20 protein-coding genes, 2 tRNA genes and 2 pseudogenes are annotated in these 24,538 nt (G+C 73.2%); 9 read left to right on the plus strand and 15 right to left on the minus strand.

All coding sequences use genetic code 11. The features are described 5' to 3' along the window. Positions 1–8: 8 nt before the first annotated feature. Positions 9–2,204 (minus strand): RecQ family ATP-dependent DNA helicase, encoded by a 2,196-nt coding sequence (locus tag J1M38_RS00640; RefSeq protein ID WP_036339806.1) that lies wholly within the window; start codon positions 2,202–2,204, stop codon positions 9–11. A 71-nt stretch (positions 2,205–2,275) separates the two neighbouring features. On the opposite strand from J1M38_RS00640, the gene J1M38_RS00645 reads away from it, so the two are divergent. Both J1M38_RS00645 and J1M38_RS00650 read left to right on the plus strand, forming a co-directional pair. Further along, positions 2,276–2,734, plus strand: a complete 459-nt coding sequence (locus tag J1M38_RS00645; RefSeq protein WP_036339809.1) for an Rrf2 family transcriptional regulator — start codon at positions 2,276–2,278, stop codon at positions 2,732–2,734. 94 nt (positions 2,735–2,828) lie between these two features. Continuing rightward, positions 2,829–4,019: a globin domain-containing protein gene (locus J1M38_RS00650; RefSeq protein WP_206481582.1), complete on the plus strand. Its 1,191-nt coding sequence runs from the start codon at positions 2,829–2,831 to the stop codon at positions 4,017–4,019. A 26-nt stretch (positions 4,020–4,045) separates the two neighbouring features. Here the strand turns inward: J1M38_RS00650 and J1M38_RS00655 are convergent, their stop codons facing one another. The 10 genes from J1M38_RS00655 to J1M38_RS00700 form a co-directional block, all read right to left on the minus strand. Continuing rightward, positions 4,046–5,038 (minus strand): urea transporter, encoded by a 993-nt coding sequence (locus tag J1M38_RS00655; protein ID WP_036339813.1) that lies wholly within the window; start codon positions 5,036–5,038, stop codon positions 4,046–4,048. After that, on the minus strand, positions 5,035–5,997 hold the full coding sequence (locus tag J1M38_RS00660; RefSeq protein WP_230260186.1) for a HoxN/HupN/NixA family nickel/cobalt transporter: 963 nt from the start codon (positions 5,995–5,997) through the stop codon (positions 5,035–5,037). The genes J1M38_RS00655 and J1M38_RS00660 overlap by 4 nt, the downstream gene beginning before the upstream one ends. Positions 5,998–6,134: 137 nt before the next feature. Further along, positions 6,135–6,989: an urease accessory protein UreD gene (locus J1M38_RS00665; RefSeq protein ID WP_036339819.1), complete on the minus strand. Its 855-nt coding sequence runs from the start codon at positions 6,987–6,989 to the stop codon at positions 6,135–6,137. After that, a complete protein-coding gene (gene ureG, locus J1M38_RS00670) occupies positions 6,982–7,593 on the minus strand; it encodes an urease accessory protein UreG (protein WP_002854154.1) in 612 nt (203 codons plus the stop codon). The genes J1M38_RS00665 and ureG overlap by 8 nt, the downstream gene beginning before the upstream one ends. A gap of 79 nt (positions 7,594–7,672) precedes the next feature. Then, the gene (locus J1M38_RS00675; protein ID WP_036339822.1) at positions 7,673–8,389 is read right to left on the minus strand and encodes an urease accessory protein UreF; all 717 of its coding nucleotides are present in this window, start codon (positions 8,387–8,389) and stop codon (positions 7,673–7,675) included. Position 8,390: 1 nt separating this feature from the next. Then, positions 8,391–8,882, minus strand: coding sequence for an urease accessory protein UreE (gene ureE / locus J1M38_RS00680; RefSeq protein ID WP_002854147.1), 492 nt, complete (start codon positions 8,880–8,882; stop codon positions 8,391–8,393). A 13-nt stretch (positions 8,883–8,895) separates the two neighbouring features. Continuing rightward, entirely contained in the window at positions 8,896–10,611 is a 1,716-nt protein-coding gene (gene ureC, locus J1M38_RS00685; protein ID WP_100056464.1) for an urease subunit alpha, read from the minus strand. 20 nt (positions 10,612–10,631) lie between these two features. Further along, on the minus strand, positions 10,632–11,066 hold the full coding sequence (locus tag J1M38_RS00690; protein WP_098093639.1) for an urease subunit beta: 435 nt from the start codon (positions 11,064–11,066) through the stop codon (positions 10,632–10,634). 20 nt (positions 11,067–11,086) lie between these two features. Next, complete coding sequence (locus J1M38_RS00695; protein ID WP_002854142.1) at positions 11,087–11,389, minus strand: urease subunit gamma; 303 nt, start codon at positions 11,387–11,389, stop codon at positions 11,087–11,089. Positions 11,390–11,632: 243 nt separating this feature from the next. Next, entirely contained in the window at positions 11,633–13,477 is a 1,845-nt protein-coding gene (locus J1M38_RS00700) for a phosphoenolpyruvate carboxykinase (GTP) (RefSeq protein ID WP_206481583.1), read from the minus strand. A gap of 244 nt (positions 13,478–13,721) precedes the next feature. On the opposite strand from J1M38_RS00700, the gene J1M38_RS00705 reads away from it, so the two are divergent. Next, a tRNA-Arg gene (locus tag J1M38_RS00705) sits at positions 13,722–13,795 on the plus strand. Positions 13,796–13,874: 79 nt separating this feature from the next. Here the strand turns inward: J1M38_RS00705 and J1M38_RS00710 are convergent. The 3 genes from J1M38_RS00710 to upp all read right to left on the minus strand — a co-directional run bounded on the left by J1M38_RS00710 (position 13,875) and on the right by upp (position 16,369). After that, complete coding sequence (locus J1M38_RS00710; protein ID WP_002854135.1) at positions 13,875–14,399, minus strand: histidine phosphatase family protein; 525 nt, start codon at positions 14,397–14,399, stop codon at positions 13,875–13,877. Positions 14,400–14,469: 70 nt separating this feature from the next. Then, positions 14,470–15,258 carry a winged helix-turn-helix domain-containing protein gene (locus J1M38_RS00715; RefSeq protein ID WP_036341497.1) on the minus strand — a complete coding sequence of 263 codons (789 nt, stop codon included), beginning with the start codon at positions 15,256–15,258 and terminating at the stop codon, positions 14,470–14,472. A gap of 475 nt (positions 15,259–15,733) precedes the next feature. Continuing rightward, positions 15,734–16,369, minus strand: a complete 636-nt coding sequence (gene upp / locus J1M38_RS00720; RefSeq protein WP_010079486.1) for a uracil phosphoribosyltransferase — start codon at positions 16,367–16,369, stop codon at positions 15,734–15,736. 206 nt (positions 16,370–16,575) lie between these two features. On the opposite strand from upp, the pseudogene J1M38_RS00725 reads away from it, so the two are divergent. From J1M38_RS00725 to J1M38_RS00740, 4 genes and pseudogenes are all read left to right on the plus strand, one after another. Then, positions 16,576–16,782, plus strand: a pseudogene (locus tag J1M38_RS00725) (IS256 family transposase); the annotation flags it as partial. Next, a pseudogene (locus tag J1M38_RS00730) lies at positions 16,782–16,913 on the plus strand (integrase core domain-containing protein); the annotation flags it as partial. The pseudogenes J1M38_RS00725 and J1M38_RS00730, both read left to right, overlap by 1 nt. A gap of 9 nt (positions 16,914–16,922) precedes the next feature. Further along, positions 16,923–17,429 (plus strand): nucleoside deaminase, encoded by a 507-nt coding sequence (locus tag J1M38_RS00735; RefSeq protein ID WP_206481588.1) that lies wholly within the window; start codon positions 16,923–16,925, stop codon positions 17,427–17,429. A 74-nt stretch (positions 17,430–17,503) separates the two neighbouring features. Next, a tRNA-Ser gene (locus J1M38_RS00740) sits at positions 17,504–17,594 on the plus strand. Positions 17,595–17,660: 66 nt separating this feature from the next. Here J1M38_RS00740 and J1M38_RS12140 read toward each other — a convergent pair. Beyond that, complete coding sequence (locus J1M38_RS12140; protein ID WP_206481589.1) at positions 17,661–18,749, minus strand: alpha/beta hydrolase; 1,089 nt, start codon at positions 18,747–18,749, stop codon at positions 17,661–17,663. Between the two features lie 105 nt (positions 18,750–18,854). Between J1M38_RS12140 and J1M38_RS00750 the strand changes: the two genes are divergently transcribed. Both J1M38_RS00750 and J1M38_RS00755 read left to right on the plus strand, forming a co-directional pair. Then, on the plus strand, positions 18,855–19,313 hold the full coding sequence (locus J1M38_RS00750; protein ID WP_206481590.1) for a 23S rRNA (pseudouridine(1915)-N(3))-methyltransferase RlmH: 459 nt from the start codon (positions 18,855–18,857) through the stop codon (positions 19,311–19,313). Further along, entirely contained in the window at positions 19,310–24,328 is a 5,019-nt protein-coding gene (locus J1M38_RS00755; RefSeq protein WP_206501145.1) for an ATP-dependent helicase, read from the plus strand. Before J1M38_RS00750 ends, J1M38_RS00755 begins: the two co-directional genes overlap by 4 nt. Positions 24,329–24,538: the final 210 nt, after the last annotated feature.

Here is a 24,538-nt window from a genome sequence, read left to right on the forward strand (position 1 = left end):
GCGGCGGCTCATCCGGCCTGGGCGAGGACGAGCGGCAGCACCCCCTGGGCGCCGGCCTCGCGCAGCACCCGCGCGGCCTCGGCGAGCGACCACCGCGAGTCGACGAGGTCGTCGACCAGCAGCACGGGGCCGTGGCGGCCGGCGTCCGGGGCGGTGCGCAGCATCTGCGCCATCGCCTCGGGGACGGCGAACCGGCCGTACACGGACCCGAGCCGGTAGGCGCTGTTGCCGCCCGGCCCGGCCGTGGGGCCGCCGCGCGCGTGCTCGAGCGAGCCGAGGAACGGCAGCCGGCCGATCCGGGCGATCCCCTCGGCGAACGACCCCACCAGCTGCGGGCGCGTGCGTGAGGGCATCGCGACGACGGCGATCGGCCGCGTCCGCCACCCCCAGCCGGCCAGGACGTCGACGGCGCCCCGCAGGACCTCCTCCGGCACCGGGGCGTCCTCCCGGTCCAGCAGGTCCCGCAGGACGGTGCCCCACCCGAGGTCCGTCAGGCGGGCGAGCGCGCGACCCTCCTCGGCCTGCGACTCGGGCGCGATGCGCCCCTTGACGGGCACGCCCAGCCGGTCCATGCCCGAGGGCCACATGCGACGGGGCTCGATCGGCACACCGGTGCGGCGCAGGGCGGCCTCCGCGCGCTCACGCGCCGCCCCGTCCGATCCCGTGGGGTACCAGGGGCCGGCGCAGACGTCGCAGCGGCCGCACGGCGCGGCGGTGGGGTCGTCCAGGGTGCGGGCCAGGAACTCCATGCGGCACCGGTCCGTGGTCTGGTAGTCGAGCATGAGCCGCTCCTCGGCCCGGCGGGCCTCGGCCACGCGGGCGTACCGCTCGGCGTCGTACGTCCACTCCCGCCCGGTGGCGCGCCAGCCGCCGCCCACCCGCTCGACCGCCCCGTCCACGGCGAGGACCTTGAGCAGCAGCTCCAGGGAGGTGCGCTTGATCCGCACGTCCGGCTCGAGCGCCGCCACGGAGAGGGCCCCGCCGTGGTCCGCGAGCGCCCCCAGCACGGCGCGCGCCTGCTCCTCGTCCGGCATGGAGGCGGTGGCGAAGTACTCCCAGATGCGACGGTCCTCGGGCCCGGGCAGCAGGAGCACGTCCGCGTGGTCCGTCCCACGGCCGGCGCGGCCGACCTGCTGGTAGTACGCCACGGGCGAGCCCGGCGCACCGAGGTGCACCACGAACGTCAGATCCGGCTTGTCGAAGCCCATGCCGAGCGCCGAGGTGGCCACGACGGCCTTCACCCGGTTGGCCTTGAGGTCCTCCTCGATCTCGGCGCGACGCTCCGGGTCTGTGCGGCCCGTGTAGGCGACCACCTCGTGCCCCGCCTCGCGCAGGGCGCGCGCCGTGTCCTCGGCGGCGGAGACGGTGAGGGCGTAGACGATCCCGGAGCCCGGCAGGTCCTCGAGGTGGTCGAGGAGCCAGGCCAGGCGCGCGGCCGGGCTGGGCATGCGCAGCACGCCCAGGCGCAGCGAGGCGCGGGCCAGGGGGCCGCGGAGCACGAACACGTCCTGCTCGGAGGCGACGCCGAGCTGCTCCACCACGTCCGCCACCACACGGGCGTTGGCCGTGGCGGTGGTGGCCAGCACGGGCACCGCGCGCGGCCCCTCGGCGGGAAGCAGCCCGATCAGGTCCCGGATGCGGCGGTAGTCCGGCCGGAAGTCGTGGCCCCAGTCGGAGATGCAGTGGGCCTCGTCCACCACGAGCAGGCCCATGCGCGCCACGAGGTCCGGCAGCTGCTCGTCCCGGAACCGGGGGTTCGTGAGGCGCTCGGGCGAGATCAGCAGCACGTCCACCTCGTCCGCCGCGAGCCGAGCGCGGACCTCGTCCCACTCCGTGGCGTTCGCCGAGCTCACGGACACCGCGCGCACGCCCGCCCGGGCCGCGGCCGCGACCTGGTCCCGCATGAGCGCGAGCAGCGGGGAGACGATCAGGGTGGGCCCTGCGCCGCGGGCGCGCAGCAGCAGGGAGGCCACGAAGTACACGGCGGACTTGCCCCAGCCGGTGCGCTGCACCACCAGGGCGCGGCGGCGGTGGGCCACGAGCGCCTCGATCGCCTCGAACTGCCCGTCCTTGAATCGCGCGTCCGGCCGGTCCACGAGCCGACGCAGGACGGCCAGGGCCTCCTCGTGCAGCGCGGCGTCGCCCCCCGGTGCGGAGGTCTCGGGGAGGCGGGGGCCGGCGTCGGGGTGCGAGGTGGCGTCCATGGCGTCAGTATGCCAACCGGCCCGGACACCGCAGGCGCGGCGGGGCCGTGCACCGGTGGGATGATGGGGGGATGAAGCTGAGCGCCTACACCGACGTCTGCCTGCGGGTGCTGATGACGCTCGCGGCCGCCGAGGGCGAACGGCTCACCAGCCAGCAGATCGCGGACCGGATCCAGGTGCCCTACAACCACGTGATCAAGGCGGTCGCCGAGCTGCGCCGCCGCGGGACCATCGAGGTGCTGCGCGGTCGGCACGGCGGGGCCATGATCGCCGCGGCCGGTCTGGACCAGCGTGTGGGCGAGCTCGTGCGCTCGCTGAGCAGCCGCGACGAGGTGATCGACTGCGCCGGGCGCGACTCCGGGGTGGCGTGCCCCTACGCCGGCGACTGCCGCCTGCGCGGCGCCCTGCACCGCGCACGCGAGGCCTTCCTCGCCGAGCTCGACACCGTGCGGATCCGGGATCTGGTGAGCGCTGGGCCTGTCGGCGGGCCCGTGCTGCTGGGCCTGCCGGAGATCCCCGTGGCGCGCTGACGGAACGGGCCGGGGGCGAGTTCCCGGCGGCGACGGCCGGGTGTAATCTGGCAAAATCGGCGCAAGATTCCCCACCGAGGAGACGGAGACCCCCGTGCTGTCCGAGAAGTCCCGCCCCGTCATCGAGGCCACCGCCGCCGTCGTCGCCGAGCACATGCCGGAGATCACGCCCCTGTTCTACGCCCACATGTTCGAGGCCCACCCCGAGCTCCTCGACGGCGTCTTCTCCCGCGCCAACCAGCGCAACGGCGAGCAGGCCCAGGCCCTCGCCGGATCCATCGTGAAGTTCGCGGTGCACCTGCTCGAGAACCCGGGCACCCTGCCCGAGGCCGTCCTGTCCCGCATCGCCCACAAGCACACCGCCCTCGGCATCGTCGAGGAGCAGTACCCGATCGTCTACGAGAACCTCTTCTGGGCCATCGGCGAGGTGCTCGGCGACGCCGTCACCCCCGCGGTGGCCGACGCCTGGACCGAGGTCTACTGGCTCATGGCCGACGCCCTCATCAAGATCGAGAAGGGCCTCTACGCCCAGCAGGCCAACGACAGGATGTGGACGGATTGGAAGGTCGTCGCGAAGGAGCCCACCGGCAACGCGGCCGTCACCTTCCGCTTCGAGCCGGCCGACGACACCCCGCAGACCCGCGGCAAGGCCGGCGGCTACGTGTCCGTACGACTGAAGGTCGAGGACGGCCTGCGCCAGTGCCGCCAGTACTCCCTCTCCGAGAAGGCCGGGTCCGCCACCGAGCGCGTCATCACCGTGAAGCTGGACGAGGGCGGCGAGGTCTCGCCCGTGCTCATCCAGAACGTGGAGGTCGGCGACGTCATCGAGCTGTCCAACCCCTACGGCGACATCACCCTCGAGTACGAGGACTCCACCGCTCCCCTGGTCCTGGCGACCGCCGGCATCGGCATCACGCCGGCCGCCTCCATCCTGAGCTCGCTGGCCGAACAGGGGTCCGACCGTGAGGTCGTCGTCCTGCACGCCGATGCCTCCCTGGAGTCCGTGGCCCTGCTCGGGCAGCTCACGGAGTCGCTCTCCGCGCTGCCGAACGCCCAGGCCCACCTGTGGCTCGGCGTGGCCCCGGAGCAGGCGCCCGAGGGCATCACCGTCCACGAGGGCCGCATGGACCCCTCCGAGATCGAGCTCCCCTCCGGCGCCGAGGTCATCCTCTGCGGCCCGCTCGCGTTCATGCAGTCCACCCGCTCGAAGCTGATCGACGCCGGCGTGCCCGCGACGTCCATCCGCTACGAGATCTTCGGCCCGGACCTCTGGCTCGCCGCCTGATCCGGCCCTCCTCCGGACGTCGGGTCTCAGCCCCGGCCGGCCGCCCGCCGCGCCCCGGCGACCAGCAGCAGCGTGGCCCACATGCCCAGCAGGAAAGGCCAGGTGAACACCGGGATCGCGGTCTCCACCAGCACGTGCTGGAAGGCCAGGCTCAGCGCCACGCCGACGACGACGAGCGGCACCCGCCGTCGCCAGCCGCCGAGCCCCTGGACCACCGCGCCGAGCGCGATGGCGACGAGCACGGAGTTGTACCCCCACAGGCCCGTGGACACGTCCGTGAGCTCGTGCCCCACGATGAGACGGGCCGCGGCGAAGGAGGCCACCGCGCCGAACAGCCCGTAGAGCCCCACCCGCCAGGACCCCACGAAGAGGGCCGCCAGGATCAGCGCGCCCGGGAGGGCGCCGTCCGCCAGGACCACCTCCGCGAAGCTGTTGAGCAGCCCCAGGCCGAGACCGGGCCACGGGGACCCGGATGAGGTCAGCGGGGCGGAGGGCCCGGCGAGGTCGGCCGTGAGGAGGGTCAGCATGCCCGCGGTCAGGCAGAACGGGGCGGTGGACACCGGGAGTCCCGCGGAGCGCAGGGGCCGGGTCGCGAAGAGCCGGGCCACGAGCACGTGCACGGGGACGCAGGCCGCGGCGCCGACCACCGTGGCCAGCACGGCTGTGAGGGGGGTGGGCGCGAAGACGAGCGCCGCGGCGGCCCCCACGAGCGCGCCGTTGTAGCCCATGATCCCGTGCCGCGCCTCGTCACCGAGCACGACCGCCCGGGCCCGCAGGTCGTCCTCGGTCTCGTCGGGGTGCCGGACGGCCGAGCACAGCGCCTGCATGGCGGAGCCCAGTGCCGTCGTCACCGCCGCCCAGGGGTGCATCAGCGCCAGGGCGCCCAGGATCAGCGCGCCGCTCAGGGAGTTCTCCAGGAAGAAGATCTGGGACACCCCGCGCAGCACCGTGCGGAGGGCCGTCCCGAGGGGGCGCGGCGCACGGGGGGATCGGGACGGGGCCGTGGTCGACGTCGTCATGCCGCATCCCCCACGGGGCGGACCCGGCCGTGCCGGTGCTCGAGCAGGGCGGCGCACAGCCAGATGAGAGCGAAGACGCCGACGAGCGCCAGTCCCGCGTGGCCGAGGTCCACCTCCGCCAGCCAGGTCGTCACCGGGTCCGTCAGACCCAGCAGCTCATGGACGAACGCGCCGAGGGTGAGCACCGCGATGAACAGGGCCGAGACCGCGGACACGGAGGTGACGACGAGGTTGAAGCGGCGTCGGCGCTCGGACTGCTGCAGAGCGCTCGAGTAGAGCCGCATCATGCCCAACCCGTTGGTGGTGTCGCAGAGCGTCATGGCGGCGGTGAACGCCACCGGCAGCGCCAGCAGGGTCACCAGGGGGATGCCGGCGGCGGAGACGGACACGGCCAGCAGCAGCAGGCCGATGGTCGTGGCCGTGTCGAAGCCCAGGCCGAAGAGGAACCCGATGACGAAGATGTCCCGCGGGGAGCGCACACGGCGCAGCGGGGCCCGCAGGAGGCGCGTGACCAGACCCGTGGGCTCCTCCGCCGGGCCCGGATGCCGTACTGCGGACGCCCGACGCAGCCGCAGCGCCGAGACGCCGTTGTACACGCCGAGCAGCAGCAGGTAGCCACCGGACACGCCGGTGCCGATCAGTCCGAGCACCCGGTTCGCCGGCGACCCGTCGGCGAAGGCCCCCTGCATGAGCCCCGCCCCGGCGACGGCCAGGACCGCCGCGAGCGTCACCACGAGGGAGTGGCCCAGGCTGAACGCCAGGCCCACGCCGGCCGGGCTGCCGCCCTCGGAGACGAACTTGCGCGTCGAGTTGTCGATCGCGGAGATATGGTCCCAGTCGTAGCTGTGCTTGAGCCCCGCCCCGTAGGCGGTGACGAGCGCGGCCAGGAGCACGGGCGAGGGCGACGCTCCGCCGTACCCGCCCAGCAGCAGCGCCGCGGCGAGGACGTGGAGCGCCACCACCACTGCGTAGACGGCCGCCACCCGCACCCGGAGCGGTCGCTCTGGGGCGGCTGTGCTGTGGGGCGTCACGGCGGTCGGGACGGCATGGCTCATAGGGGGTCCTCCTCCTCGGCGGGCACGGATGATGGGGTGGGTCAGTACTTGCGCAGGGCGAGCGGGGACTGGTCCCGCCAGCGGGCACGGAGCAGGTCCGCGAGCGCGTGGTGCAGGGCGGTGATGCGGGCGGTGGAGGCGGCGAGGGAGCGCACGCTCACGCAGTCCACCCCGTGGGCGCGGCCCGTGCCCGCCCGGGTGATGCCGGAGACCGTGTCCGAGGCGTCGACGACCTCCGTGAGCTCGGCGACGAGGTCCGCGTCCAGCCGACGGTCAGCGACCAGCAGCTGCCCGGTGTGGGAGTGGCCCTCGAGCATGCCCATCCCGGTCAGGCCCTGACCCTCCGCGGGGTGGAGCCGGAGCTGGTCCACGACGAGCCGGCGGGGGTCCCCGCCGGGATCGACGGTCACCTCCGTGCGCATGCCGAGCCGGTCGTAGCGGAACGGCTCGGCGGTGGGAGACCACCCGGGGGTGATCACCTCGGCCAGCAGCACGGAGGCGGAGGGGTCCATCACCACGCGGGTGTCCTGCAGATAGGACCCGCCCCGGTACACGATCAGCTGGTCGGGCACGTACTCGAGGACGGCGCCGGGTCCCAGCCGCAGGGTCATGTCCTGCCGGGCGGGGCCCTGCGGGGTGCGGTAGACCTTCGTGGCGGACTGCGTGGTCAGCAGCAGGGAGGCGTCCTCCTCGACGTCGACCTCGATCCCGTACCGGTCGGCGCCGAAGTAGGCGCCGCCGGGGTTGATCACGGTGTAGGAGACCTGCCCGGACCGGTCCAGGTAATGGGGGCGCAGCACGCGCAGCGCCCCCTGGTGGAACTGCCGGGCAGCCACGGAGCGGCCGCCGCGGACGGCGACGCGCAGGCGCAGCTCGCCGGTGAGGCCCTCAGCCAAGGTCTGCCATCAGCACGTCGTTGCGGATCCAGTCCATGACGACGTCCAGGCCCTCGTCGGTCTTGAGGTTCGTGAAGGCGAACGGGCGGTCCTTGCGGAACACCTTCGAATCGGACTCCATGACGGACAGGTCGGCGCCCACGTACGGGGCCAGGTCCGTCTTGTTGACGATGAACAGGTCCGACTTGATCATGCCCTGGCCGGCCTTGCGCGGGATCTTCTCACCCTGGGCGACGTCGATGATGTAGATCGAGAAGTCGACGAGCTCCGGGCTGAAGGTCGCCGAGAGGTTGTCGCCGCCGGACTCCACGAAGATCACCTGCAGGTCCGGGAAACGGGCCTTGAGCTGCTCGATGGCCGCCTCGTTCATGGAGGTGTCCTCGCGGATGGCGGTGTGGGGGCAGCCGCCCGTCTCGATGCCCACGATCCGCTCCTCCGGGAGCACCGAGGTGCGGGAGAGGATCTTGGCGTCCTCGATCGTGTAGATGTCGTTGGTGATGGCGGCCATCGAGATCTCCTCGCTCATCGCGCGGGTGAGGCGCTCCACGAGCTGGGTCTTGCCGGCCCCCACGGGGCCTCCGATGCCGATGATCACGGGATCCATGGTGTTCTCCTTCTGTGTGTGTCGGTGGTGCCGGGCCGTGCCCCGCGCGGGGCACGGCCCGGTGCGGTGCGCGGGCCGCTCAGCTCATGAACATGCGGGCGCGCTGCCGCTCGTGCCGCATCTGGGCGATCTCCAGCCCCGGGGCGATGGCCCCGAGGTCGTCGGGGTGGAGGCCACGGGAGACCTCGACGGCCCGCAGGACCCACTCCTGGGCCCGGCGGACGACCCGCTGGCCCGCGTCCTGGCCCAGCGGGATGCCGCGGACGGCGTTCTGCGTCAGCGACATGACGGAGGCGTACAGGTGCGCGGCCACCGCCTCCTCGACGGGCACCCCGATCTCCCGGGCGATGACGCCCCAGACGAGGGCCTGGTGGGCGTCGAGCGTGCCCGCCTCGACCCCCTCGTGGTAGCGGCGGACCCAGTCCCCCGGGTAGGCGGGGGCGCCGATGCGCAGCAGTCGCCGCCCCATCGTGCGCCCCGCCTCGCGGATCTGGGCGGGGAGCGCCTGCGCGGTGACGAGCTCGTCCAGGTCCGCGACGGAGTCGAAGTCCTCCGCCGCGTAGACCAGGCGGACCGCCAGCGCGTCCGTGAACGTGAGCTGCTGCTCCACGAACATCTCCAGCCAGGCGGCGAAGTCCTCCTCGCCCTCGACCCGGCCGTCGCTCATGTAGGTCTCCAGGCCCAGGGAGTGGCTGAAGGCGCCCGTGGGCAGCGCGGAGTCCGTCAGCTGCAGCATCCCCAGGAGGGCGACGCCGGACGGGACGCCCGGCGTCGCCGTGGGGGTGGTCCCGGCCATGTCAGTGGGTGTGCTCGGCATGGCGGAAGGGCACGTCCATGACGCGTTCCTGCCGCTCGTGGGGCACGTCGTGGGCGCGCAGGAAGTCCTCGACGGTGTGGTCGTACTGCACCACCATCGCGTCCCGGCCGAAGGGCCCGTCCGCGTCGAAGAACTGGGCCGGCAGGTGCCGGTTGCCCAGGCTGTGCGCCACGAACGCCATCTCGCGCAGCGATCGCGCCGAGATCACCAGCACGTCCGTGGACAGCACGCGCACGATCACGGCGTTGCCGCGCTCGCCCTCGTCGTCCACGGTCAGGATGTCGCCGTCCCGCAGGTCCGGGGACCCGGCGGGCAGACGCAGCCCGTACTCGTTGCCGTGGTCGGTGCGCAGCCGCTGGATGCGCTTGACGAGGGCGGAGCCCTCGAGGTGCACCTGCTCCCGGTGGCGGTCGCCCACTAGGGCGGCGCCGGCGTCGTCGTGGACGTTGCCGAGGATCTCGGTGACGATCATGCGGTCCCCTCTCTCAGAACAGGAAGTAGCGCTGGGCCATGGGCAGGACGTCCTGCGGCTCGCACGTGACGGGCTCCCCGTCCACGCAGACCTCGTACGTCTCCGGGTCCACCTCGAGGCGGGGCGTCTCGCCGTTGTGGCGCATGTCCGCCTTGGTGAGGTCGCGGATGCCGTGCACGGCGCGGATGGTCTTCTGCAGCCCCAGGGCGCGCGGCACGCCGGCCCGGATGGACGCCTCGGACATGAAGGTGATGGCAGAGGTGTGCACGGCCTGGCCGTACGCGCCGAATGACCTGCGGTACCAGCGGGGCTGTGGCGTCGGGATGGAGCCGTTGGGGTCGCCCACGACCCCGTAGGCCATCTGCCCGCCCTTGATGACCAGGTCCGGCTTCACCCCGAAGAACTGCGGCTCCCACAGCACGAGGTCGGCGAACTTGCCGACCTCCACGGAGCCGACCGAATCGGCGATGCCGTGGGCGATGGCGGGGTTGATGGTGTACTTCGACACGTAGCGCTTGATGCGGTGGTTGTCCCCCGCGGTGCCCTCGTCCTCGGGCAGCGGGCCGCGCTGACGCTTCATGGAGTCCGCGACCTGCCACGTGCGGATCAGCACCTCGCCGACGCGGCCCATCGCCTGGGAGTCGGAGGAGGTCATGGAGAAGATGCCCATGTCCTGCAGGACGTCCTCGGCCGCGATGGTCTCCTGGCGGATGCGGGAGTCAGCGAAGGCCACGTCCTCCGGCAGGTCCGCGTTCAGGTGATGCGCCACCATGAGCATGTCCACATGCTCCTCGACCGTGTTCGTCGTGTACGGCAGGGTCGGGTTGGTGGAGGCGGGCAGGATGTTCGGATACTGCGCCAGCTCGATGATGTCCGGGGCGTGGCCGCCGCCGGCGCCCTCGGTGTGGAACGTGTGGATCACGCGGCCGTCGATCGCGGCGCGGGTGTCCTCCACGAAGCCGGACTCGTTGAGGGTGTCCGTGTGGATGGCCACCTGGACGTCGTACTCGTCCGCCACCTGCAGGGCGGTGTTGATGGACGACGGCGTGGCGCCCCAGTCCTCGTGGACCTTCAGGCCGATGGCGCCGGCACGGATCTGCTCGGCCATCGGGGAGATGGAGGAGCCGTGGCCCTTGCCGAGCAGGCCGAAGTTCATGGGCCAGTGCTCGAACGAGCGGAGCATGGTGTGGATGTTCCACTCGCCGGGGGTGATGGTGGTGGCCTTCGACGACTCGGAGGGACCGGTGCCGCCGCCGATCATGGTGGTCAGACCGGAGGAGAGCGCGGTCTCGATCTGGTCCGGGCTGATGAAGTGCACGTGGGTATCGATGCCGCCGGCGGTGAGGATCTTGCCCTCGCCGGAGATGACGTCGGTGGCCACCCCGATCACGATGTCTACGCCGTCCATGGTGTGTGGGTTGCCGGCCTTGCCGATGGCCACGATGTGCGCGTCGCGCACGGCGATGTCGGCCTTGTAGATGCCGGTCCAGTCGATGACCACGACGTTGGTGATCACCAGGTCGGGGACGCCGACGTCGCGGACGAGCTGGCTGTTCTGGCCCATCCCGTCGCGGATGACCTTGCCGCCGCCGAAGACGGCCTCCTCGCCGGGCGTGGTCAGGTCCTCCTCGACGACGGCGAACAGCTCGGTGTCCGCCAGGCGGATCGCGTCGCCGGTGGTGGGTCCGTAGAGGCTCGCATACTGCTCTCGGCTGATCTCGAAGCTCATGGTGTGTCCTCTCTGCGGACTCAGCGGGTCTCGTTGTCGAAGCCGGCGCGTTCCTTCAGCGGCGACGGGGCGTCGCCCGCGGCGGACTCGTGACGGGCCGGGGTGGCGGGAGCGGCGGGCGCGGCGTGGAGGCCGGCTGCCTCGTGGGGGTCGAGCGAACCGTCGACCATGTCCCGGAAGCCGTAGACGACGCGGTCGCCGCCGAGGGGGATGAGCTTGACGGTGGTCTCGTCGCCGGGCTCGAGCCGCACGGCGGTGCCGGCCGGGATGTCCAGGCGGCAGCCGAGGGCGGCCTGACGGTCGAAGTCGAGGGCGCGGTTGGCCTCGGCGAAGTGGAAGTGCGAGCCGACCTGCACGGGGCGGTCGCCCCGGTTGGTGACGGACAGCTCGACAGCCTCACGGCCGGGGTTGCAGACGACGGGGGCGTCGGCGAGGACGTACTCTCCGGGCTTCATGGTCTCCTCCTGGGTCCGGTTCAGCGGATGGGGTCGTGGACGGTGACGAGCTTGGTGCCGTCGGGGAAGGTCGCCTCGACCTGGACCATCGAGATCATGTCGGCCACGCCCTCCTGGACGTCGTCGACGGTGAGGATGGTGCTGCCCCAGCTCATGAGGTCGGCGACGCTGCGGCCGTCGCGCGCGCCCTCCATCAGCTCATAGGTGATGATCGCGATCGCCTCCGGATGGTTCAGCTTGAGGCCGCGCTGCTGGCGACGGCGCGCCAGGTCGGCGGCCACCACCACCAGGAGCTTCTCGAGGTCCTTGGGCTGCAGATGCATGTGTGCTCCTTCATGAGGTGTGCCCGGCGGGGTCGGAACGGCCCACGCACGGGCACATTTATACGCCTCGTTTCCTGGGAGGAAACCGAACGAGATTCTGAAAGGACGTCCACGTCAGAGCAAGAGCGCAGGAAATCCGGCGGCAGTGGGAGACGGCTCACCCACCCCGGCGTCACCCCGGGCGCGACGACGGCCCCCCACCTCAGCGCGGAGGTGGGGGGCCGTCGTGGTCGGCCGGGCCGGTCAGGCCTGGGCGAACCGCCGCTTCTGGGCCTCGAAGCGATCGCGGATGGCCTGGGGCAGGGACTCGCCGAACCGGCCGAGCCACTGCTCGATGAGCTCGTTCTCCTCGGCCCACTCCTCACGGTCCACCTTGAGGGCGTCCTCGAGGTCCGCGTCGGACACGTCCAGGCCGGTCAGGTCGAGGGACTCGGGGGTGGGGGTGAAGCCGATCGGGGTCTCCTCGGCCTCGGCCTTGCCCTCGAGGCGCTCCACGACCCACTTCAGGACGCGGGAGTTCTCGCCGAAGCCGGGCCAGGCGAAGCCGCCGTCGCGGTTGCGGCGGAACCAGTTGACCAGGTAGATGCGCGGCAGCTTCTCCGGGTCGGCCTTGCCGGACTCCCTGACCCAATGGGCCAGGTAGTCGCCGGCGTCGTAGCCGAGGAACGGCAGCATGGCCATCGGGTCGCGGCGCACGACGCCCACGGCGCCGGCGGCGGCCGCGGTGGTCTCCGAGGAGAGGGTGGCGCCCTTGAGGATGCCGTCCTCCCAGTCGAAGGCCTCGGTCACCAGCGGCACGGTGGTCTTGCGGCGGCCGCCGAACAGGATGGCGTCCAGCTTCACGCCCCGCGGGTCGCGGTACTCGTCGGCCAGCATGTCCGTCTGCTCGATGGGCGTGCAGAACCGGGAGTTCGGGTGGGCGGCCGGGGTGCCGGACTCGGGCGTCCAGTCGTTGCCGCGCCAGTCGGTGAGGTGCTCGGGGACCTCGTCCGTCATGCCCTCCCACCACACGCCGCCGTCGTCGGTGAGGGCGACGTTGGTGAAGATGGAGTTGCCCTTGGAGATCGCGCGCATGGCGTTCGGGTTGGTGGACCAGCCGGTGCCGGGGGCGACGCCGAAGTAGCCGGTCTCCGGGTTGATCACGCGGAACTCGCCGTCCTTGCCGGCGCGGATCCAGGTGATGTCGTCGCCCAGGGTCTCGGCCTTCCAGCCCTCGATCGTGGGGTCGATGAGGGCGAGGTTGGTCTTGCCGCAGGCCGAGGGGAAGGCGCCGGTGATGTGGTAGGACCGGCCCTCGGGGTTGGTCAGCTTGAGGATCAGCATGTGCTCGGCGAGCCAGGCCTCGTCCCGGGCCATCACGGAGGCGATGCGCAGCGCGTAGCACTTCTTGCCGAGCAGGGCGTTGCCGCCGTAGCCGGAGCCGAAGGACCAGATGGAGCGCTCCTCGGGGAAGTGCACGATCCACTTGGTCTCGTTGCACGGCCACGGCACGTCCTGCTCGCCCGGCTCCAGCGGGGCGCCCACGGAGTGCACGGCCGGCACGTAGAAGGCCTGCTCGCGGGACATCTTGTCCAGCACGTCCTGGCCGATGCGGGCCATGATGCGCATCGACAGGACCACGTAGGCGGAGTCGGTGATCTCCACGCCGTACTTCGGGTCCTCGGCGTCGAGGTGGCCCATCACGAACGGGATCACGTACATGGTGCGGCCGCGCATGGCGCCGGTGAACGCGTCGTCGAGGATCCCGTGCATCTTCGCCGGGTCCATCCAGTTGTTGGTGAAGCCGGCGTCCTCCTCCTTCTCGGAGCAGATGAAGGTGCGGTCCTCCACACGGGCGACGTCGGCGGGATCGGAGAACGCGGCGAAGGAGTGGGGGAACCTGTCCTCGGCCAGGCGGGTCAGGGTGCCCGCCGCCACGAGCTCGTCCGCGAGGCGGTCGCGCTCCTCCTCGGAGCCGTCGACCCACTGGACGGAGTCCGGCTGCGTCAGCTCTGCGATCTGAGCGACCCACTCGCGCAGCTGGGCGTAGTCCGTGGGCGCGTCCGCCAGGGCGCGATCCGCGAACGAGGTGGTGGCGTTGTCAGCCATGGTGGAGAGTCCTCCCATTGGGGTCCGGGGCCGTTCCGTCCCGTCCACTCCGATGCGTGCACCGCCGAAGCGCGCACCACATCGTTGTGGCCGCACGGTCCTGCCATGGTACCCGAGCCCGGCTATCATGGCCGCGCCCCCGCCACACCCCCGACACAGACCGCCGCAGACCGTCGATTTGCACTTCGCCGGCGAGGTCCTGTAGTGTTCTACGAGTTCGAGCCGCTCCGGCGGATCGGATGATGCGCCCATAGCTCAGCTGGATAGAGCGTCTGTCTACGGAACAGAAGGTCAGGGGTTCGAATCCCTTTGGGCGCACGATCGGAAGGCCCCGCTCCTGCTGGAGCGGGGCCTTCGTCATGTCGGCGCGCCTCTGCCACGCGCGCCGCCGCGGAGGTCAGCGCCCCGGAACCACGAAGTGCGTCAGGGCGGCGTCGCGGCCGTCGAGCTCGGCCCACGGCTTCTCCACCCGGAACACCTGCATCCCGAGCGTCGGGTAGTGCTCGCTCATGCGCAGCGCCGCGTCCTGGTCCGAGTCCAGGCTCATCAGCCGCATGCCCAGCTCCTGCACCCACGGCATGTGGCCCACCACCAGCAGCCGTCGCGTGGTCTCCTCCGTCTCGTTGACGACGGCCAGGGCCCGCGCCGCGTCGGCGCCGTAGAGCCGCGGGTCCAGGTAGGGCGTGGGTGCCAGCTCGCCCAGGCGCTCGCACACCCACACGCACGTCTGACGGGTGCGCAGCGCATCGGAGCACACGACGGCGTCCGGGACGAGGTCGTGCTCGCGGAGCCAGTCGCCGGCGGCGGGCGCCTGGGCGTGGCCTCGCTCGGCGAGCGGGCGGGCATGGTCGTCGGCCGCGTCGGGCCAGCCGGCCTTGGCGTGCCGGAGGACGATCAGGGTCTTCGCGTCGGCGGTGCTCATGCGGCCAGGCTACGGCGACGGCCCCCGCTCGGGTGAGCGGGGGCCGTCGCCGGACACGGGCGGGCGCGGGTCAGATGCAGTACTCCGGCGCCGCCCACACGACCACCTCGGGGTGGCGGTAGAAGCGGTAGCCCTGGCCGCGCACGGTGCGCACGGTGTTCGCGAGGCGGCCGAGCTTGGCGCGCAGTCGGCGGATGTGCACGTCGATGGTGCGCTCGTTGGGCACCTCGTCGGCGTTGCGCCACAGGGCGTCGAGCAGCTCCTCGCGGCCGACGGTGCGCTCACCGTTCTCCACGAGGTAGTTCAGGAGCTCGAACTCCTTGAAGGTGAGGTTCAGCGACTCGCCGTCCAGCTGCACCTCGCGCCGGGACAGGTCGATCAGCACACCGGGCTGGCGCGTGGACACGGGGGCCGGCGCCTGTGCCAGGTCGGGACTGGCACCGCCCTGCACGGTCGGATCGCCGAGCACCTGGCGCACGACCTCGAGGTCGCGGCCCTCGGCCCCGGCGGGGGCCAGGGCGACGGCGGCGTGCGACTCCGCCCCGGGGACGAGGGACTCCACGTAGTGGCGCAGCTCGTTGGCCAGCCGCGTGAGGGAGGTGCCGGCGGCCGAGGCGGCCAGCTCGTCCATGCCCACGTAGATGACGAACCCGCGGGCCTCGTTCTCCCGGGCCACCGCCTGGGGACCCGGGATGCCGTTCGGCGCCAGGACCGGCGTCGGTGCCGTCTGGGAGTCGGGGGCGTCGGTGCCACCTGCCAGCCGCAGGCCTGCGCGGGCCTGGCCTCGGCGGGACATGCCGTCGGCCCGGCGCTGCGCGTTGCGGACGGAGATGTGCACGTATCCGGCGGACTGACCCATGGCCACCACTCCTCTTTCGGCTCATGGCCCCTCCACCGCTCGGTCGATGCGGCGGACGAGGCGTCACATGACAAGAATGTGACTTCACCGAGGGGACTGGCAAGTAACGTTCGCGCTTTTGTCTCACTATTTGAGAAGAAGAGTCCTGAATGTGTTCAACGTCACTATTCGCGGGCCGGAATAGCGTCGCGCCGCCACTCGGCTCACCCGCGGGACTCTTTTCATTGTTCGACAGGGGAGAGTGCACCGCAGGACCAGTGCGTATGCGGAATATTTATGCAGGCGACTTCCAGGCATTCCATATGACGCCATAATGACGGGTCACAGCGGGCCATGACGTCCACTAAATGGACGACACATTCGCGGCTCCGCTTGACGTCCCCGCCGGAGACGCTCCCGTGAGACGACCACGGTCCCCGCCCGGTGGGGGCGGGAACCGTGGTCGTCTCGCGGCGGACGCGGAGGTCCGATCAGGTCATTCCGCCAGGCCGTAGAGCCGGTCGCCGGCGTCACCGAGGCCGGGGACGATGTAGGACCGCTCGTCCAGGCGCTCGTCGACGGCGGCCAGGTACAGGTCCACCTCGACGTCGCCCAGCGAGGCCTCCAGCCGCTCGATGCCCTCGGGCGCTCCGAGCAGGCAGAGGCACGTGACCCGCGCCGCGCCGCGCTGGTAGAGGAAGCGGATGGCCTCGATCAGCGTGCCTCCCGTGGCCAGCATGGGGTCCAGGACGAACACGTGACGCCCGGACAGGTCGGCCGGCAGCCGCTCCGCGTAGGTGACGATGTCCAGCGTCTCCTCATTGCGGGCCATGCCGAGGAACCCGACCTCGGCGGACGGCGCCATCTTGGTCATCCCCTCCAGCATCCCGAGCCCCGCGCGCAGGATCGGCACGACCAGCGGACGCGGCCGGGCCAGCCGGAAGCCGGTGGTCTCGGTCACCGGGGTCTCGATCCGCACCTCCTCCATGGCCACGTCGCGCGTCGCCTCGTAGGCGAGCAGCATCACGAGCTCCTCCGTGAGCTGCCGGAAGATCATGGACGGGGTCTTCTTGTCCCGCAGGACGCTGAGCTTGTGGGCCACGAGCGGGTGGTCGACGATGTGGACGCGCATGGCGCCCACGGTACCGCCCACGCGCGCCCCTGCGCCCGTCCCCGCGGGGGCGCCGACACCGCCGCTAGGTGTTGTGGGTCATGAGGTTCTTGCCACGGGGTACGGGCTGAGATGAGACGAGCGGGCCTCTCCCGCAGGATGGAAGTTCCGGGCGTGTCAGATGGTCTGTGTAAGCCGTACCGAGAGGAACGGTAAGAATCATGACCATGATCGACGAGAAGAACCCAGGCGAGCCCTCGGGCCAGGACCTGGTCGAGCAGCTGAAAGCCTCAGGGCAGCTTGATTCCCTATTCGCGCAGATCGACGCGGGCGGCGTCGAGCTCACCGGTGACGGCGGGTTCGTGCCCGCGCTGGTCAAGGCCGCGCTCGAGCGGGGCCTGCAGGCCGAGCTGACCAGCCATCTGGGCTACGAGCCCGGCGTGAGGCGTTGGCAGTGTGGGTGAACCACTACAACTACCATCGGCCGCATACCTCCTGCGGAGATGCTCCACCGGCCTCGTTGGCCCCGGCCCGAGTCAACAACGTCATGACCTCTTACAGCTAGGCTGGCCGCGTGTCCGCCCCCGTCCCCTCCCCCGCGCCCACGGCCGAGCAGGAGCACGCGTGGATGGGCCTGGCACTCCGGGCCGCCCGCGTGGCCGGGGCGGCCGGCGACGTGCCGATCGGAGCCGCCCTCGTGGCCGGCGACGGGGCCGTCCTGGCCGTCGTCGGGAACGAGCGCGAGCAGCACCACGACCCCACCGCCCACGCCGAGGTCCTCGCGCTGCGCCGCGGGGCGGAGCTGCGGGCCGCCGCCGGGGCGGGCGACGGCTGGCGCCTGACGGACTGCACCCTCGTGGTGACCCTCGAGCCCTGCCCCATGTGCGCCGGTGCGCTGCTGCTGGCCCGCATCCCGCGCGTCGTGTTCGGGGCGTGGGACCCGAAGGCGGGCGCGTGCGGCTCGGTGCTGGATGTGGTCCGCGACCCCCGCTTCAACCACCAGGTGCAGGTCCGCGCCGGCGTCCGCGCCGAGGAGAGCGCGGCGCTGCTGCGGGGGTTCTTCGCCGCCCAGCGCGACTGAACGCGCCCGTGCCCGACGACGGCGGGCGGCCGGTTTGGGCGCGCCGCCACGGCTCGGGTAGGGTGTCCTGGTCTGGTGACGTGTCCGAGCGGCCGAAGGTGCAGCACTCGAAATGCTGTGTACGGTAACCCCGTACCGTGGGTTCAAATCCCACCGTCACCGCCAGATGTGAAGCCCGGGAGCCTCGTGCTCCCGGGCTTTCGCCATGCCGGGGCAGGGCCGGCCGCCGCCTCAGCGCGGCAGGACGGCGTCCAGGAACGAGGCCACCGCGGACCACGAGATGGTGGCGTGCACGGCGCTGGCCGGCACACCGCTGCGGAGCACCTCCGCGCTGCGGGTCTTCGCGGTCATCATGCCCAGGTCGTGGCCACCCTCGGCCACCGAGTAGAACGCGGTGCGCAGTCCGGCGGCCTCGGCGGCCCGGTACAGCTCGAGGCTCTGCCCCCACGGCACCGTGACGTCCTTGCGCCCGTGGACGACCAGCAGGGGCGGCGAGTCCGGGCGCAGGTGCGCGATCGGGGAGGCCAGCCGGGTCAGGCCGCCCGAGGCCAGGACCGGCACCCCCAGCATGTCCGACTTGGTGCTGCGGTCGTCGAGGTGGCAGTGCTCCAGCCGGTTCGCGCGGTTGTAGTCCGCGCACGCGCCCGGGAGCATCTGGCGGTTCATCGTCAGGAAGTCCGTGGGGCCGAAGAAGTCCACGATCGCCTGGACGCGGTCCTCCTCCGGGATCGCGTGGCCGCCGTCGGGCACCTCCCGGCCGGGCAGCGGCACCTGCTCGCGGTCCAGGTCCTGTCCGCCCGTGAGGCCGGCCATGAGGGCGTTCCAACCGCCCGACGACGAGCCGGCCACGGCCACCCGCCCCGCGTCCAGCTGCAGGCCCGGGGCGTTGCGCCGCACCCAGCGGACCGCCGCCGTCGCGTCCTCCACCTGGGCGGGGAACGTGCCCTGCCTGGAGCTGCGCACCGAGAACGCGGCGACGGCGTAGCCGTGCGGGACCAGGCCGCGGGCGACGTCGACACCGTCGCTGTAGCCGCGATCGCTGCGCCAGCCGGAGCCCGCGTTCCACACGAGGACCGGGAACGGGCCCTGGCCCGGCGGCCGGTACACGTCGATGCGTCCGGCGCGCCCGGGCAGGGCCGCGTACGTGTGCCCGGTGGAGCTGCGCATGTCGTACAGGGCCGGCGCGTTGGCGCCCAGCGGCCCGGCGGTCGCGCCGGCCAGGTCGGTGACGACGGCCACCCCACCCACCGCGAGGGCGCCGACCCCGAGGCCGAGCGCGGCGCGGCGGGACACCCGCGGGGACCGTGCGGTCGACGTCATGGGCCCCCTTCCGGTGCGGAGCCAGGCACCCCGCCCCGGCGAGCGTAACCGAGCGGCGGGGGCCGACCCCCGTACCGTGTCCGCGGCCGGTGCGATCATGGGGCCATGTCTGTTCGGGTGCTGGCCATCGGCAAGAAGCATGAGGCGTGGGTCGTCGACGGGATCGACCGCTACGAGCGGCGCCTCAAGAAGCCCTACGACCTCTCGTGGCGTCTGCTGCCGCACTCCGCGCGGCAGGAGGAGGCGGCGCGCACGGAGGAGTCGGACCGGATCCTGGGCGCGGTCGGCGCGGACGAGCACCTGATCCTGCTGGACGAGCGGGGGACGGCGTTCGACTCGCCGGGCCTGGCGCGGCACCTGCAGGGCCGGTTCGACGTCGGCGCCCCGGTGACGATGGTCATCGGAGGCGCGTACGGGGTGGACGCCCGGGTCCACGCCCGCGCGGACCGCGTCTGGTCCCTGTCCCCGCTCGTCTTCCCGCACCAGCTCGTGCGGCTGATCCTGACGGAGCAGGTCTACCGAGCCCAGGAGATCTCCGCCGGCCGACCGTACCACCACGCATGAGCGGGCCCGCGGAGACCGCAGCGGACGCGGCCACGCCCGCGGCCGACGTCGTCCTGGACCGGTTCACCGAGCCCACGCGCGCCTGGTTCACGGGCGCGTTCGAGGCCCCGACGCCGGCCCAGCTCGGCGCGTGGGACGCGATCTCCTCGGGGCGGCACGCGCTGGTGATCGCGCCGACCGGCTCGGGCAAGACCCTCTCCTCCTTCCTCTGGGCGCTCGACTCGTTCGTGCGCGAGCCCGCCGCCGAGGGGACGGCGGCCACCCGCGTCCTCTACGTCTCGCCGCTGAAGGCGCTCGGCGTGGACGTGGAGCGGAACCTGCGGGCCCCGCTGGTGGGCATCACGCAGACCGCCGCGCACCAGGGCAGGCCCGTGCCGCGCGTGCGGGTGGGTGTGCGCTCCGGGGACACCCCGGCGGCCGAGCGGCGGCGCCTGCAGCAGGATCCGCCGGACATCCTCATCACCACGCCCGAGTCGCTGTACCTCATGCTCACCTCGCAGGCCCGAGCGGCGCTGGCCGGGGTCCGCACGGTGATCGTGGACGAGGTGCACGCCGTGGCCGGGACCAAGCGCGGCGCCCACCTGGCCGTCTCCCTCGAGCGCCTGGACGCCCTGCTGGACACGCCGGTGCAGCGGATCGGCCTGTCCGCCACGGTCGAGCCGGCCGCCGAGGTGGCCCGGTTCCTCGGCGGCACGCAGCCGGTGACGGTGGTGCGGCCCGCCTCGGCCAAGCGCTGGGACCTGACGGTCACGGTGCCGGTGCCGGACCTGACGGACCTCTCCTCCCCCGCCGCCGCCCACGACCTGGGCCCCGGCTCCTCGACGGGCGGGCTCGGCGACGAGGGCGCGGTGACGGGCGGGTCCATCTGGCCGCACGTCGAGGAGCGGATCGTGGACCTGGTGGCCGAGCGGCGCTCCACACTCGTGTTCGCCAACTCCCGGCGCCTGGCCGAGCGCCTCACCGGCCGCCTCAACGAGATCTGGGAGGCCCGCGCCGAGGCGGCCGCCGCAGCCGAGCACCCGGACGCCGTCCCCGGCTTCCGCACACCGGACCCGACCGGCTTCCACGGACCCGCCCAGGTGGCCGGGCAGACCGGCACCGGATCGGGCACCGTCTCCGACTTCGCCCGCGCCCACCACGGCTCCGTGTCCAAGGAGCAGCGCGCCATCGTCGAGGAGGCGCTGAAGACCGGCCAGATCCGCTGCGTCGTGGCCACGAGCTCGCTCGAGCTGGGCATCGACATGGGCGCGGTGGACCAGGTGATCCAGGTGGAGTCGCCGCCCTCGGTGGCCTCCGGTCTGCAGCGCGTGGGCCGTGCCGGCCACCAGGTGGGCGAGGTCTCCCGGGGCGTGTTCTTCCCCAAGCACCGGGGCGACCTCGTGGACACCGCCGTCGTGGCCGAGCGCATGACGGCCGGGCGCATCGAGTCTCTGCGGATCCCCGCCAACCCGCTGGACATCCTCGCCCAGCAGACCGTGGCCGCCGTCGCCGTCGCGGACCTGGATGCACAGGAGTGGTTCGACCTCGTGCGCCGGTCCGCGCCGTTCGCGACGCTGCCGTTCTCCGCCTACGAGTCCGTGCTCGACCTGCTGGCCGGCCGCTACCCCTCGGACGAGTTCGCCGAGCTGCGCCCGCGCATCCTGTGGGACCGGGAGAACGGCACGCTCGCCGCCCGCCCCGGCGCCCAGCGCCTCGCGGTCACCTCGGGCGGCACCATCCCGGACCGCGGCCTGTTCGGGGTGTTCCTGGCCTCCGACGGCGGCGCGGATGGCACCCCCGGCGGCGCGGCGGCCGGGGACACGGCCGAGTCGGCGGGCACCGCGTCCGCGGGCTCGGCCCGCTCCGGCGGACGCCGGGTCGGCGAGCTCGACGAGGAGATGGTCTACGAGTCCCGCGTGGGGGACGTCATCCTGCTGGGCGCCACGAGCTGGCGCATCGTGGACATCACCGCGGACCGCGTCCTGGTGCTGCCCGCCTACGGGCAGCCCGGCAAGCTCCCGTTCTGGCGGGGCGACGCCGCGGGCCGGCCGGCGGAGCTGGGCGACGCCGTCGGGCGCTTCCGCCGCGAGCTGGACGCGGACCCCGAGGCCGGCCGCACCCGCCTGGCCGCCGCGGGCCTGGACCCGTGGGCGCAGGACAACCTGCTGGCCTACCTGAAGGACCAGCGCGAGGCCACCGGGGTGCTGCCCACCGAGCAGACGCTCGTGGTGGAGCGGTTCACGGACGAGCTCGGCGACTGGCGCGTGGTGCTGCACTCCCCCTACGGCATGGCGGTGCACGCCCCGTGGGCGCTCGCGGTGGGGGCGCGGCTGGCGCAGCGGTACGGGCTGGAGACCGGCTCGGGCGCGGCGATGGCGGCCGACGACGGGATCGTGCTGCGCATCCCGCTGATGGACGCGGAGCCGCCGGGCGCGGAACTGTTCGAGTTCACGGCCGAGGAGCTGGACGAGATCGTCACGGCGGAAGTCGGCGGGTCCGCGCTGTTCGCGGCCCGGTTCCGGGAGAACGCGGCCCGGTCCCTGCTGCTGCCGCGCCGTGACCCCGGGCGACGGACCCCCCTGTGGCAGCAGCGGCAGCGGTCCGCGCAGCTGCTGGACGTGGCACGGAAGCACCCGCGGTTCCCCGTGATCCTGGAGACCGTGCGCGAGGTGCTCCAGGACGTCTACGACCTCCCGGCGCTCAAGGAGCTCGCGGGGCGGGTGTCCTCACGGGCCGTCCGGCTCGTGGAGGTCACGACGAGGGCGCCCTCGCCGTTCAGCCAGTCCATCCTGTTCGGCTACATCGCCCAGTTCATCTACGAGGGCGACTCCCCGCTGGCCGAGCGCCGCGCCGCCGCGCTCTCCCTCGACCCGGCGCTGCTGTCCGAGCTGCTGGGCACGGAGGAGCTGCGCGAGCTGCTCGACGCCGGGGTCATCGCGGAGGTCGAGGCCCAGCTGCAGCGGCTCGCACCCGACCGGCGCGCCCGCGGGGCCGAGGGCGTGGCGGACCTGCTGCGCCTGCTGGGGCCGCTATCCGTGGCCGAGGCCGCGCGGCGCACACGGGCCGAAGGGGAGACGGAGGAGGCCGCGGACGAGGCCGCCGTCGCCGGGATGCTGGCGGAGCTCGAGCGCGCCGGCCGCGCGTTCCGCCTGCGCCAGGACGGGGTCGAGCGGTTCGCCGCCGTCGAGGACGCCGCCCGCCTGCGGGACGCGCTCGGCACGCCGATCCCCCACGGGGTGCCCACCGCGTTCCTCGATCCGGTCGACGACCCGCTCGGGGACCTCGTGGGCCGCTACGCCCGCACCCACGGCCCCTTCACCGCCGCCGAGGCGGGGGCCGCGCTGGGACTGGGGGGCGCCGTCGTGCTCTCGGTGCTGCAGCGCCTGGCCACCGAGCGCCGCGTGAGCACGGGCGCGTTCCGGCCGGAGGGCACCCCCGGAGCCACCGGCCTGGACGCCGAGTGGTGCGACGCCGAGGTGCTGCGGCGGATCCGCATGCGCTCCCTCGCCGCGCTGCGCGCCGAGGTCGAGCCGGTGGACCAGGCCGCGTACGCCCGGTTCCTCGCCGACTGGCAGCACCTGCGGCCGCGGACGGGGCGCGACGGGGCCTGGCGTCCGCCGGCCACGCTCGAGGGCGTGGACGGGGTGGCCACCGTCCTGGACCAGCTGGCCGGCACGCCCCTGCCCGCGAGCGCGTGGGAGTCCCTCGTGCTGCCCGCCCGCGTGCGGGACTACGCCCCCGCCCTGCTCGACGAGCTGCTGGCCACGGGCGAATACGTGTGGTCCGGCGTCGGGGAGGCCTCCGGCAACGACGGCTGGGTGGCCCTGCACCCCGCCGACGCCGTGGACCTCACGCTGCGCCTGCCCGAGCCCGCCGAGGCGACGCCGGCCGACGCCGTCCTGCGCACGGCCGTGCTCGAGGTGCTCGCCGGCGGCGGGGCCTGGTTCTTCCCCCAGCTCGTGGAGCGGGTGCGGGCGGTGCAGGCGGCGGGCGACGACGGCGACACGGGTGGCGCAGGCGGGGCGGGCGGCCCCGACCCGCACCGCGACCCGGCCGACCTGGCCCGCGGCCCCGCGGTGCTGCGCGCGCTGTGGGGCCTGGTGTGGGACGGCCGGGTCGGCAACGACACGTTCGCCCCCGTCCGCGGCCTGCTCTCGCTCGGCAAGACCGCGCACCGCACCGGCCGGCAGACGCCGCGGGCCCGCACCGCGCGGCTCGGCGGGCGGCTGGCCGGGGTGCGCGGGCGTGGCCGGTACGCGGGGCTCGCCTCGCCCGAGGGCGGCGCCCGGGGCTCGGCCGGTCTCACGGCGGGGACCGTCGGGCTCTCGGCCGCGGAGCAGGCCCGCTCGGCCGGCCGCTGGTCCCTGCTGCCCGCCGCCGAGCAGGACCCCACGATCCGCGCCCACGCGACCGCCGAGCTGCTGCTGGACCGGTACGGCGTGATCACGCGCGGCTCCGTGGTGGCCGAGGAGGTCCCCGGCGGGTTCGCGGGGCAGTACCGGCTGCTCACCCGGATGGAGGACGCGGGCCAGGTGCGCCGCGGCCACTTCGTCGACGGGCTGGGCGGCGCGCAGTTCTCCACCGGCGCGGTGGTGGATCGGCTGCGCGGGTTCCAGCGGGACGAGGAGGACGCCGCCGTCGACGCCGCTCCGCTCGCCCTCGCCCTGGCCGCGACGGATCCGGCGAACCCCTACGGCGCCGCGCTGGACTGGCCGTCCGTGCCGGCCGGGCCGGACGGCGCCGTGCCCACGGGCCATCGCCCGGGCCGGAAGGCGGGCGCCGTCGTCGTGCTGATCGCGGGGCGGCTGGCCCTCTACATGGAGCGCGGCGGGCGCACGCTGCTCGCGTTCACGGAGGATCCGGGCGAGCTGCGGGCCGCGGCGGAGGCGCTCGTGTGGGCGCTGCGGACCGGCCGGACCGAGCGGCTGAGCCTGGAGAAGGTCAACGGCGGGCCCGTGCTCGGCACGCCGCTGGCCGAGGCGCTGCTGGCCGCGGGGTTCTACTCGAGCCCGTCGGGGATCCGGTTCCGGAACTGAGAGCTCGACGCCGTCCGTCCGTCCGCAACGCGGGTTGAGTTGTCACGGGTCCCGCCGTCGAACACCCGCGACAACTCAACCCGCGTTGCCCGGGGCGGCCCTGTCGCGGAGGCGGGTCCCGGGGGTAGGTTCGGCCCATGAGCATCGACGCCGCCCCGCCCGAGGACTGTCTCTTATACAAATCTCCGAGCCCACGAGACGCGTAGTAAC

It is taken from the genome of Micrococcus sp. KRD070 (genome assembly GCF_017168435.1).
Classification (GTDB): Bacteria; Actinomycetota; Actinomycetes; order Actinomycetales; family Micrococcaceae; genus Micrococcus; species Micrococcus luteus.